The organism is uncultured Tessaracoccus sp. (assembly GCF_947286155.1).
Classification (GTDB): domain Bacteria; phylum Actinomycetota; class Actinomycetes; order Propionibacteriales; family Propionibacteriaceae; genus Arachnia.
Window position 1 is genome coordinate 1 of record NZ_CAMYPD010000064.1, and the last position, 10,968, is coordinate 10,968.

At 65.2% G+C, this 10,968-nt stretch carries 13 protein-coding genes; 11 read left to right on the forward strand and 2 right to left on the reverse strand.

Annotated elements, in window-relative coordinates:
- Positions 1–695, forward strand: a 695-nt coding sequence (locus Q0X68_RS12145) for a DUF559 domain-containing protein (RefSeq protein WP_297752212.1), incomplete at its 5' end; no start/stop codon positions are given.
- A gap of 55 nt (positions 696–750) precedes the next feature.
- Here the strand turns inward: Q0X68_RS12145 and Q0X68_RS12150 are convergent.
- On the reverse strand, positions 751–1,611 hold the full coding sequence (locus Q0X68_RS12150) for a hypothetical protein (RefSeq protein WP_297752216.1): 861 nt from the start codon (positions 1,609–1,611) through the stop codon (positions 751–753).
- Positions 1,612–1,675: 64 nt separating this feature from the next.
- Between Q0X68_RS12150 and rimP the strand changes: the two genes are divergently transcribed.
- The 7 genes from rimP (at position 1,676) to Q0X68_RS12185 (ending at position 8,627) form a co-directional block, all read left to right on the forward strand.
- Positions 1,676–2,140: a ribosome maturation factor RimP gene (gene rimP / locus Q0X68_RS12155; protein WP_297752218.1), complete on the forward strand. Its 465-nt coding sequence runs from the start codon at positions 1,676–1,678 to the stop codon at positions 2,138–2,140.
- A 2-nt stretch (positions 2,141–2,142) separates the two neighbouring features.
- Entirely contained in the window at positions 2,143–3,111 is a 969-nt protein-coding gene (nusA, locus tag Q0X68_RS12160; protein WP_297752221.1) for a transcription termination factor NusA, read from the forward strand.
- Between the two features lie 23 nt (positions 3,112–3,134).
- Positions 3,135–3,374 carry a YlxR family protein gene (locus tag Q0X68_RS12165; protein ID WP_297752224.1) on the forward strand — a complete coding sequence of 80 codons (240 nt, stop codon included), beginning with the start codon at positions 3,135–3,137 and terminating at the stop codon, positions 3,372–3,374.
- A gap of 205 nt (positions 3,375–3,579) precedes the next feature.
- Positions 3,580–6,432, forward strand: coding sequence for a translation initiation factor IF-2 (infB, locus tag Q0X68_RS12170; RefSeq protein ID WP_297752227.1), 2,853 nt, complete (start codon positions 3,580–3,582; stop codon positions 6,430–6,432).
- A complete protein-coding gene (gene rbfA / locus Q0X68_RS12175) occupies positions 6,432–6,851 on the forward strand; it encodes a 30S ribosome-binding factor RbfA (RefSeq protein ID WP_297742324.1) in 420 nt (139 codons plus the stop codon). Before infB ends, rbfA begins: the two co-directional genes overlap by 1 nt.
- Entirely contained in the window at positions 6,848–7,738 is an 891-nt protein-coding gene (gene truB, locus Q0X68_RS12180; RefSeq protein ID WP_297742323.1) for a tRNA pseudouridine(55) synthase TruB, read from the forward strand. The genes rbfA and truB overlap by 4 nt, the downstream gene beginning before the upstream one ends.
- Complete coding sequence (locus Q0X68_RS12185) at positions 7,728–8,627, forward strand: bifunctional riboflavin kinase/FAD synthetase (protein WP_297742322.1); 900 nt, start codon at positions 7,728–7,730, stop codon at positions 8,625–8,627. Before truB ends, Q0X68_RS12185 begins: the two co-directional genes overlap by 11 nt.
- A gap of 131 nt (positions 8,628–8,758) precedes the next feature.
- Here Q0X68_RS12185 and Q0X68_RS12190 read toward each other — a convergent pair whose 3' ends face one another.
- Complete coding sequence (locus Q0X68_RS12190) at positions 8,759–8,899, reverse strand: hypothetical protein (RefSeq protein WP_297742321.1); 141 nt, start codon at positions 8,897–8,899, stop codon at positions 8,759–8,761.
- A gap of 45 nt (positions 8,900–8,944) precedes the next feature.
- Between Q0X68_RS12190 and Q0X68_RS12195 the strand changes: the two genes are divergently transcribed.
- From Q0X68_RS12195 to Q0X68_RS12205, 3 genes are all read left to right on the forward strand, one after another.
- Complete coding sequence (locus Q0X68_RS12195) at positions 8,945–9,568, forward strand: VOC family protein (protein WP_297742320.1); 624 nt, start codon at positions 8,945–8,947, stop codon at positions 9,566–9,568.
- An 11-nt stretch (positions 9,569–9,579) separates the two neighbouring features.
- Positions 9,580–10,596 carry a zinc-binding dehydrogenase gene (locus Q0X68_RS12200; protein WP_297742319.1) on the forward strand — a complete coding sequence of 339 codons (1,017 nt, stop codon included), beginning with the start codon at positions 9,580–9,582 and terminating at the stop codon, positions 10,594–10,596.
- A partial coding sequence (locus tag Q0X68_RS12205; RefSeq protein ID WP_297752230.1) for a PaaI family thioesterase occupies positions 10,596–10,968 on the forward strand: 373 nt, incomplete at its 3' end. The genes Q0X68_RS12200 and Q0X68_RS12205, both read left to right, overlap by 1 nt.

Below are 10,968 nucleotides of genomic sequence, written 5' to 3' on the forward strand. Positions count from 1 at the left end.
TGGGCGGTGGCGCGGCGTGTTATCTGCACGGGCTGATTCAACGCGAGCCCGACTCCATCACGATCTGGTGCGATTCCCCGAAGGTGGCGTTGGAACATTCCGGGTTTCGCGCCCAGTTCAAGCGCGCCCCACGACGCGCACGCGGGGAGATGCCGCGAACCAACGTGGAGGAATCGCTGTGCGACTACGCTTCGGAGACCAATCCGCTGAACCTGATTGAGGCGGTCACTCGTGCCTTCGGGCAGCGCAAGACCACCCCGGCGAGAGTGCGGGATGTGCTGGCGTCGCGCAGCCGGGTTGCGCAGCGGCAGTTGTTGATGGATCTCACCGATCATGCCAACACCGGCATCCACAGCGTGTTGGAATGGCAGTTCAATGTGCTCGTAGCCAGGCCCCACGGGCTGGCTGGGCTTTCCAGGCAGGTGAAGCTCACACGTACCAGCAGGGTGGATGTGTGGTTCGACGACTTCGGCGTCATCGTGGAGTTGGATGGCCGTCAATTCCACGACGCCGACCGCGATGCCCGGCGAGACAACGAGCACGCCCTCAGGGTGGGGGCGGTAACGCTGCGGTTCACCTGGCAGCAGGTGATCCACGAGGCGTGCGAGGTTGCTCGCGTGATCGAACGGGCGTTGAGAATTCGCGGTTGGGAGGAAGGTATTCGCACTTGCGCGGACTGCCGCATGGTGCGTTGACGCCAAGATAGATCAAGTTGGTGGCGCGTCTACCCGCCACGAACTTGATCTATCTTTAGTTCCAGCCGGGCCAGCGCGGTATCCGGCCGCCGACGGCCTGGGCGCGTTGCAGTTGTGCCGCCCAGCGGTCGTCGTCCGGTTGTTCGGCGGCGAGCAGCACGAGCGCCTCCAGCAGACGCACCTCCAGCGTGCGCCACACGGAGCGAATTTCATCACTCGTGCTGATAGGGCCGGGAAGCTCAAAGGCTGGCGGCTGCGACGGGGTGGTAAGCCCACGCCGCAGCTCGTCGCGCAACGACTGTGCCGAGGCGAGGCGCGTCGACAGTTCTTCGCGAAGTGCCTTGTCGTTGCGGGTTCGACCGAGGCAGGCTTCGAGCCCGTAGATCAGGGCCCACACGTGAGTGAGTGCGGTGTACTGCTGGTCGCTGAGCGTCTCGACGGGGCTCGGTTCGGCACCTTCCCCGGGGATGAGATCTCGCTTCGCGAGCCCACGTGTGGCGGCTGCGATGGAGATCAGCAGTAGCCGTGTCGACGGGGCCTCCTCGCGGTGGGCGGCGGCCGAGCACGCATCTACGACAGCAGCGATAGCCTCGTCAAGGCTGGCCGCGCTCTCCGGCTGCGGTTCGAACACCGGGTCGGGGCTGGCGAATGGGTTGACGGAGTTGATGCGCGCGAGCTGATCGTCACACTGCGCTAGCGCGGCCGCGCGCCAGGCATCCTCGGGTTCCTTCGCGACGAGTTCCCTCACCCCGGCGAGCAGGGCGGCCACTTTCGCGAGCGACTCGGATTGCTTCGGCGCTGCGGCAGCCTGCGCGCGGGACGGGGCGCCGTCGGGTTCTTCGATAGTGGGATCTGGTGCGCACGCCGCGAGGCACAGCACCGCTCCGACGAGTACCGAGCGGCGAGGGACATCCATGGCTTGCAGCCTATCGGTATGCTGGGGATCCACAATTGAGCACACAATCGGATACGGAGTTGTCATGCAGGAACGAACCGTAGCCGAGGTGGTAGAACCCATCTTGGCTGAATACAAACTGGAGCTCGACGCGCTCGACGTCACACCAGTCGGTAAGCGCTCGGTGCTGCGCATCACCGTCGATGGTGAAGGCCCAGAGGGGCGTGGTCCGCTGCTCGACGACATCGCCGAAGCTTCGCAGGCCGTCTCGGCAGCGCTGGACGCGAGTTCCGTGATGGGGGAGCGGGCATACACCCTCGAGCTGTCGAGCCGTGGTGTCTCGAAGCCGCTCACGGAACTGAAGCACTTCCGCCGCAACACAGGGCGGCTGGTGAAGCTGTGGCTTGCTGAGTCTGAGGTCACTGGCCGTATCGTCGGAGTTGATGCCGACGCGGTGGTCGTCGACGTCGACGGCACCCAAGCAACCTACCCCCTCGACGAGGTGCGCAAGGCCGTCATTCAGATTGAGATGAACCGGAAGGAAGCCTGAGCATGGACATCGACATGGCAGCGTTGCGCGCTATCGAGCGCGATCGCGATATTCCGACGGAGTACCTCCTGAAGACACTTGAAGACGCAATCTTGAACGCCTACACCAAGACCGACAACGCCTTGCGCGGTGTGAAGATTGACATCGACCGCAAGACGGGCAAGGTGTCGGTGCTGGCCCCAGAGTTCGGCGACGACGACGAGATCATTGGCTACTTCGACGACACCCCGGAAGATTTCGGGCGCGTGGCCGCGTCGACGGCACGCCAGGTCATCACGCAGCGCATCCGCGAGGCCGAAGACGATCAGAAGTTCGGCCACTTCTCGGGCGTGGAAGGCGACATCGTCACCGGTGTTATCCAGCAGGACCGCGACTCGAAGACGGTGCGCGTCGACCTGGGGACGTTGGAGGCGATCATGCCGTTGGCAGAGCAGTCCCCTGGTGAGGACTACTCGCACGGCCGTCGCTTGCGCGTGTTCATTGTGAGCGTGCGTCGCGATCCCTCCGGCCCACAGGTAGTGGTGTCGCGCACGCACCCCAACCTGGTGAAGAAGCTCTTCGCGATGGAGGTGCCGGAGATCGCCGACGGCATCGTCGAGATCAAGGAGATTGCGCGAGAAGCCGGCCACCGCACGAAGATCGCGGTGGTATCGAACAACCCGGACGTCTCCGCCAAAGGCGCTTTCATCGGGCCGAACGGGCAGCGGGTGCGTGCGGTCACGAATGAACTGGGCAACGAGAAGATCGACATTGTCGACTACTCAGAAGACCCGGCGAGGTTCGTTTCCGCCGCGCTGTCGCCAGCCAAGGTCGTCAATGTGATCATCACTGACAAGGCTGGCAAGGCGTGTCGCGCGATCGTGCCCGACTATCAGTTGTCGCTGGCCATCGGGCGCGAAGGGCAGAACGCGCGGCTGGCCGCCAGGCTGACGGGGTGGCGCATCGATATCCAGCCGGACACCGAAGCCTGAGCGCGGCTCGAAGGAGCGCGGTCATGCCGCAACGTCGATGCATCGGGTGTCGCCAATCCGACGAGCAATCCTCGCTCATGCGGTTGGTCCGGCGCGACGGCGTCGTGATTGAGGCGACGGCCCCCCGGCTGGATGGCCGCGGGGCCTACCTGCACCCGGAGTGCGCACGTATCGTGCTGGAACGTAATGCCATTCCGAGAGCCTTCCGTGGCGCGGAACCCAGCGCCGAATTGGGGCATCTGCTGCGAGCGATGTCTGAGTAATCGTGTGTCGCGTGTTTCGCATGATGCCTGGTTGCGCGTTAGACTGGCCAATGGCCCATCCACGGGCCGATCGTTTCCATGCCCCCGCGGGGGCGCTAACCAGAAGGTGGGCTGACGCTCATGACCACTCGATGAGTTACCAACGATGAGCACCAACAACCAATAGGTCCTAGCCGCTTGAGGCTTGGGCCCCCAAAGGAGAGCAGTGGCTAAGCCTCGCGTTCATGAGATCGCAAAGGAATTCGGCATGCCCAGCAAGGAGTTGCTGGCGTGGCTGAAAGATCAGGGTGAGTACGTCCGCGGCGCATCGTCGTCGCTAGAAGCACCCGTCGTACGTCGTATTCGCGAACATTTCAGTGCCGACGGTGAGTCGGCCAACAAGGACGCACCGAAGACGTCTGCTTCGAGTAGCGCGCGCCAGTCGAAGTCGAAGTCGGATGCCCCAAAACCGGGTGGCATTCGCGCGCCGAAGGCAACGCCCGGCGCGTTTGATCCAGGCGCAAGCCCCGTGCCGACGAGCGCGCCCAAGCCGACAGCGCCGAAGCCTGGTGTGACGGCAGCACGCCCTGGCGCAGCGCCGAAACCTGGTGCCCCCAAACCAGCCACTCCTCAGCCCAAGCCCGCTACTGGTGCGAAACCAGGCGCTGAGGCGAAGCCGTCGAGCGCGCCGAAGCCCAGCGCTCCGAAGCCAGGCGTGCCGAAGCCTGCAGCGCCGAGCGCAGGATCTCGCACGGGTGGTGTGACTCCCGGTTCCATGCCGCGACGCACCAACGCGCCGCGTCCGGGTAACAACCCGTTTGCTGCCAGCCAGGGGATGGGCAAGCAGCCGCAGCGTCGTCCACGTCCCGACGGTGATCGTCGCGGCGGTCAGCGTCCGCAAGGTTCCGGCAGCGAGCAGAACTTGATGCCGCGTCCTGGCGGCACGGGAGGCATGCCTCGCCCTAACCCCGCGATGATGCCGAAGCACCAGTCGAGCCAGCTTGGACAGGCCGGCTCGCGCCCTGGTCGTGGTGGCGGTCGCGGACGCGGTGGACGTCCTGGTTCCGGTGGGCCTGGCGGCGGTGGCCGCTTCGGTGGCCCACCGATGGGCGGCCCCGGAGGCATGGGCGGGCCGGGCCGTGGCCGTGGCCGCGGCGGAACGCAGGGCGCCTTCGGACGAGGCGGTTCCGGTAACCGTCGCCGCAAGTCGAAGAAGCAGCGTCGCCAAGAGTTTGACGAGATGGAGGCACCGACGATCGGTGGCGTACGCGTCCGCAAGGGCGGCGGCCAGACCGTTCGTCTGCGCCGTGGTGCGTCGCTGACCGATCTCGCCGAGAAGATCGGTGTCGACGCGGCAGCGCTCGTGCAGGTGCTCTTCCACATGGGAGAAATGGTCACCGCCACCCAGTCGGTGAGCGACGACACGCTCGAACTCCTGGGTGCGGAGCTGGAGTACAACATCCAGGTCGTGTCCCCCGAAGACGAAGACCGCGAGCTGCTGGAGAGCTTCGACCTCGAATTTGGCGAAGACGCAGGCGACGAGGACGACCTCGAGGTTCGTCCCCCGGTGGTCACCGTCATGGGTCACGTCGACCACGGCAAAACCAAGCTGCTCGACGCGTTCCGTCATTCGAACGTGCAGACGCGTGAGGCCGGTGGCATCACGCAGAAGATCGGCGCTTACCAGGTGGAAGCCGAAGTGGAGGGCGAAGAACGCGCCATCACCTTCATCGATACCCCTGGTCACGAAGCCTTCACCGCCATGCGTGCCCGTGGCGCGAAGTCGACGGACATCGCCGTGCTGGTGGTTGCCGCCGACGACGGCGTGATGCCGCAGACCATCGAGGCCATGAACCACGCGATGGCTGCCGATGTGCCGATCGTCGTCGCGGTGAACAAGATCGATAAGGACACCGCAGACCCGACTAGGGTGCGCGGCCAGCTCTCCGAGTACGGCCTGATCCCGGAAGAGTACGGCGGCGATACGCAGTTCGTCGACGTGTCGGCTGTCACGCGTCAGGGCCTGGACGAGCTCCTCGAAGCCATCGTCCTCACGGCCGACGCGGCGCTTGACCTTCGCGCGAACCCCGATATGGACGCTCAGGGTGTCGCCATCGAGGCCCACCTCGACAAGGGTCGCGGCGCAGTCGCGACGGTCCTCGTACACCGCGGCACGCTCCGCATTGGTGACTCGATCGTCGCGGGCTCTGCCCACGGACGCGTGCGCGCCATGATTAACGATCAGGGCGAGAACGTCGACGAGGCGCCCCCGTCGATGCCGGTGCAGGTGCTCGGCCTCACCTCGGTGCCAGGTGCTGGCGACAACTTCCTCGTGGTGGAAGACGATCGCGTTGCCCGCCAGATCGCCGACAAACGCGAGGCCCGCATGCGTGCCGCGCTGCAGGCCCGCACCAGCCGTCGCAAGACCCTCGACCAGCTGTTCGAACAGCTCGAGAAGGGCGAGACGCAGGAGCTGCTGCTCATCCTCAAGGGCGATGGCGCTGGGTCCGTCGAAGCCCTCGAGGATGCGCTCACCAAGATCGAGATCTCCGACGAGGTCGGGCTGCGCGTCATCGACCGCGGTGTGGGTGCCATCACCGAGACGAACGTCTCGCTGGCTGCCGCGTCGAAGGCCGTCATCATCGGCTTCAACGTTCGCCCCACCCCGCACGCTGCGAAGATGGCGGACGAGGAGAACGTCGATATCCGCTCCTACTCGGTGATCTACGACGCGATCGACGAGATCGAGGCCGCGCTCAAGGGCATGCTCAAACCCATCTACAAGGAGCAGATCATCGGCCAGGCGGAGATCCGCGAGATCTTCCGCTCGTCGAAGATCGGCAACATTGCGGGTTGTATGGTGCTCGACGGCGTCATTCGCCGCAACGCCAAGGCGCGGCTCATCCGCGACGGTGTGGTTATCCAAGACACCTCTATCGCCTCGCTGCGTCGTGAGAAGGATGATGTCACTGAGGTGCGCGAGGGCTTCGAATGTGGCCTCACGCTGCACAACTACAACGACATCAAGACCGAAGACGTAGTCGAGGTCTACGAGATGGTCGAACAGGAGCGTGAGTGATGCCCAGCCCCCGCAATGCCAAGCTGGCTGACCAGATCCAGACGATCATCGCGCAGACGCTGGACCGCAAGGTGAAGGATCCCCGCAAGGGTTTCATCACCATCACTGAGGTACGGCTGAGCGGCGATAACCGTGAAGCGACGGTGTTCTACACCGTGCTCGGCGACGACACTGCCCGCGCAGGCAGTGCGGCCGCGCTGGAATCAGCGAAAGGTATGCTGCGCACGGCGGTTGGCCAGCAGCTCGCGATGCGGCACACGCCGACCCTCACGTTCGTGCTCGACGCGACGGAGGACGAGGCACGCCACATCGAGGACCTCCTCGCTCGTGCTCAGGCCAGCGACGCGGCCGCTGCGGCGGCACGGGAAGGCAAATCCTTCGCCGGCGAAGCCGACCCGTACAAGAAGCCCGAGGAGTGACAGGTACCACTCTCGATGGGATCGTGGTCCTCGACAAGCCGTCGGGGGCCACGTCTCATCAGATCGTAGGCCGGCTCAGGCGCGTGCTGGGCACGAAGAAAATCGGGCATGCTGGCACGCTCGATCCGATGGCGACGGGGGTGCTCATCCTCGGCGTGGGGAGGGCAACCAGGCTGCTCGGCCATCTCGCCCTCAACGACAAGCGTTACAGCGCCACGGTCCGGCTCGGCGAGCGTTCGGATACCGACGACGCCGATGGCACCGTCGTACCCGTCGCCGATGCGTCTGCGCTCACCAGGGAACAGCTCGAGCAGGCGCTGGCGCAGTTCCGGGGCGAGATTATGCAGACCCCGAGCACGGTGTCTGCCATCAAAGTCAATGGCCAGCGCGCTTATGCCCTCGCGCGCGAGGGCAAGGATGTGCGCCTCGCTGCGCGCCCCGTCACGATCGAGCGCCTCGACCTGGGCGACGTGCGCGTCGACGGCCAACGTCTCGACGTCGACATCGACGTGGAATGCTCCAGCGGCACCTACATTCGAGCGATCGCCCGTGATCTCGGCGAAGCCCTCGGCGTGGGCGGTCACCTCACCGCGCTGCGCCGTACCCGCGTCGGAAAGTATCCCATCGACGACGCCGTCGTCCTTGGTGATGAACCGCCGGCGCTCATGCCGATGGCCGAAGCTGCGAGGCGGAGTTTCCCCGTCGTGCAGCTGAACGATACGCAGGCACGCGACGTCCGGTTCGGTCGGGCGCTGGATATCGAGCTGCCGGGGGAAACCGTCGGGCTGCTGTCGCCCGGTGGGAAATTGCTGGCGCTGTACGGCCCGAAGGATGGCCGGGCCGTTCCCGTAACGGTGTTGGTAGGCCCTGACGACGATGTGCAATAAGGTGACCGACGTGAGTGTTTTGGCGATCGGCAACTTCGACGGGGTACACCTCGGTCATCAGCGCGTGCTGCAGGAAGCGTGCCAGGGTGACGTCGGCCGACTGATCGTCCTCACCTTTTGGCCTCATCCCGTTGGGGTACTTCGCCCTGACAAGGCACCTAAGCTGCTCATGGACCTGCGCGAGCGCATCGCGAAACTGCGCACGTTCGGCGCCAACGAGGTGCGCGTCGTGCGCTTCAACCAAGCCGTGGCCTCCATGTCGCCAGAGGAATTCGTCGAGGATTTCCTCGTCTCCCTCAAACCCTCCCGGATCGTCGTCGGCAGCAATTTCCGGTTCGGCGCCAAAGCGGCAGGCGACGTCGACACGTTGCGCGAACTCGCACGCGGGCGCTTCGAAGTAACGGCCGTGCCGCTCACTACCGACGGCGACCAGACCATTTCATCCACCCTCATCCGTGGCAACCTGTACGACGGCGATGTGCGCGCCGCGGCGGCGCATCTGGGGTCGCCGTTCGAGTACCGTGGGCTCGTCGTCGTGGGAGATCGCCGGGGCCGCGACCTGGGATTCCCAACAGCAAACCTCGTCGTCCCCGACGAGATGGCCGTCCCTGCCGATGGCGTGTACGCGGGATGGCTGACGCGCGTCGACATTCCTGGGTGTGAGCCGCTGCCGGCGGCGATCTCCGTCGGATCCAACCCGACGTTTGACGGCACCGAACACCGAGTCGAGTCGTATGTGCTGGATCGCACCGACCTGAACCTCTACGGCGTGGAGATTGCGGTGACCTTCATCGAGCGCCTGCGAGGACAGCAACGCTTCGACGGCGTTGACGCGCTCATCGCGCAAATGCACGAAGACGTCGAGCACGCTCGCGAGATTTTGCGGTAACCCACCGCCGATGCTGCCGCTTCGCGCGACCCGTCTCAAAAATAACTCCCTGGCACTGGGAATATTCTGAAAGCCCGTAGAGTTCTGTCACACGAAGGCAACCGCCAAGTCGCAAGGAAACCGCTCATGGCTCACAGCACGATGTGCATCATGTCCGCCGCCACCAAGGCCGGGCGCATGATGTGTTGCTGTTTGATGGCAGCCTGAGCGAAGCATTCACCCCCCGCGTAGGGAATCCCAACAGCTAATTCCGGGCACAGCCATACCCTCATGCATTGAGGCGCTGGTTGGCGTGCCCTTGTGCGCAAGGAATCACCATGCAACATCTACGAAACCTGGACCACATCGTCGTAGCGACACCCGACCTGGACGCCACGGTGCAGGCGTTTACCGACGCCACCGGCGTCTCCCCAGTGCTCGGGGGAGTGCACCCAGACCAGGGCACCCGCAACTACCTCGTCGCATTCACCGGCGGTGGTTACCTCGAGATCATCGGCATTGACGAGCCTCGTTCCGGCCCTCGAGTATTCGACCTGCACCTCGTCGATGCGCCCACCGTGGCCACGTTCGCAGTGCACCCAGACGCACCAGAAGCCAAGCTCGGCGCAGCATACGAGTTGGGCTTCGACCTCGGGGTGCTCGGAGCAGGGCAGCGACGTGACCCGTCGGGCACGCTCCTGCGCTGGCGGCTCACACCGCCGCTCGCGTCCGACCATTCGGGTGCGCAGCCATTCGTCATCGACTGGGGAGCCACACCCTCACCGGAGCACACCGTCGACGCACGCGTCACCCTCGACGACTTTCACGTGACCCATCCCGAGCCCGCCCGAGTGCAGGAACTCTACGCCGCCCTCGACGTCGACGTTCCCGTCGAGGAAGGCCCGGAGCCGGCACTCACCGTGACAGTACATGGCCCGTCGGGCCAGTGGACCCTTCGTTGACAAGGAGCATCATGCGAGCAGTCATCATTCCCAAGCACGGCACCGTCGACGACCTCCGACTAGTCGACGACCATCCCACGCCCACCGCAACGCCAGGGCATGTGGTGGTGAAGGTGCGAGCGAGTTCGTTGAACTACCACGACATCTTCACCCTGCGCGGCATGCCCGGCATCACCGTGCCGCTACCCGTCGTACCCGGGCTCGACATCGCCGGCGAGATCGCGGAGATCGGCGAGGGCGTCGAAGGTTGGAACATCGGCGACCGCGTGCTCGTCGACCCCCTCACCGAGCGCGGACACCTCATGGGCGAGCTGCTCGACGGTGGCCTGGCCGAGTATGCGCTCGTGGAGGCCGGACAGTTGCTGGCGCTGCCTAACGAGGTGAGCTTCGAGCAGGCGGCGGCCCTGCCTGTCGCGTATGGCACCGCCCACCGAATGATCGTCGGAACCAGGGCCGTGCAGCCGGGGCACAAGGTGCTCGTGCTCGGTGCGTCGGGCGGTGTGGGCACTGCGTCGGTACTGCTGGCCAAGCGGCTGGGCGCCACCGTGGTGGCTGCCGCAGGGAGCGACGAGAAGGGGGAACGCCTGCTGGAGCTCGGTGCGGACGAGTTCATCAACTACCGCACGCAAGACTTCTACGCCTGGACGAAGGAACACCTCGGCAAACCCTCGCGGACAAGCTACGACGGTGGGTTCGACGTGATCGTCAACAACACCGGAGGCGACACCTGGGCGCCGACGCTGCGCTCCACCAAGCGCGGCGGTGCGATCCTCGTCTGTGGCGCCACCGCTGGGTACAACCCGCCGGAAGATCTGCGTTACGTGTGGAGCTTCGAGCTGCGCATCATCGGCTCGAACGGCTTCACGAAGGACGACTTCCACGCGCTGCTGGGTTACGTCCAGGAGGGATCGTTCTCGCCGGTCATCGACTCGGTCGTCGGCCTCGACGGCGCCATCGACGCGCTCGGGCGACTCGAACATCGCGACTTCCTGGGCAAGATCGTGATCGCTCCATGGAAGGATGCCTGATGTCGCTCCCTACACTCGACGAGGTGCAGGCCTGGTTGGAGGCCGCACCCTTCCACCAGTGGCTAGGCCTTCGCGTCACTGAGCTCACCACCACCGACATCATCATCGAGGCGGAGGCAAAGCACTCGTGGCTCTCCGACACCGACCGGGGCTCCGTCCACGGTGGCATCTTGGGCGCACTGCTCGACACCGCCGCCGATTTCTCTCTGATCGGCACCATCGGCGCACCCGTGCCGACGGTCGACCTCCAGGTGAACTACCTGCGGCCGGCCGGCGTTGGGCTGCTCACCGCGAAAGGACACCTCGTGAAGCCTGGGTCGCACAACCGGTCACGATGGATACAAGACCCCAGTGCGGAGTGGCGCTATCGGA

Bases quoted from the DNA above. Each gene is read 5' to 3' on its own strand.
- Q0X68_RS12185 (WP_297742322.1), top strand. From the start codon at position 7,728: ATGTGCAATAAGGTGACCGACGTGAGTGTTTTGGCGATCGGCAACTTC.
- rbfA (WP_297742324.1), top strand. From the start codon at position 6,432: ATGCCCAGCCCCCGCAATGCCAAGCTGGCTGACCAGATCCAGACGATC.
- Q0X68_RS12165 (WP_297752224.1), top strand. From the start codon at position 3,135: ATGCCGCAACGTCGATGCATCGGGTGTCGCCAATCCGACGAGCAATCC.
- Q0X68_RS12150 (WP_297752216.1), bottom strand. From the start codon at position 1,611: ATGGATGTCCCTCGCCGCTCGGTACTCGTCGGAGCGGTGCTGTGCCTC.
- rimP (WP_297752218.1), top strand. From the start codon at position 1,676: ATGCAGGAACGAACCGTAGCCGAGGTGGTAGAACCCATCTTGGCTGAA.
- nusA (WP_297752221.1), top strand. From the start codon at position 2,143: ATGGACATCGACATGGCAGCGTTGCGCGCTATCGAGCGCGATCGCGAT.
- Q0X68_RS12190 (WP_297742321.1), bottom strand. From the start codon at position 8,899: ATGAGGGTATGGCTGTGCCCGGAATTAGCTGTTGGGATTCCCTACGCG.
- Q0X68_RS12200 (WP_297742319.1), top strand. From the start codon at position 9,580: ATGCGAGCAGTCATCATTCCCAAGCACGGCACCGTCGACGACCTCCGA.
- Q0X68_RS12195 (WP_297742320.1), top strand. From the start codon at position 8,945: ATGCAACATCTACGAAACCTGGACCACATCGTCGTAGCGACACCCGAC.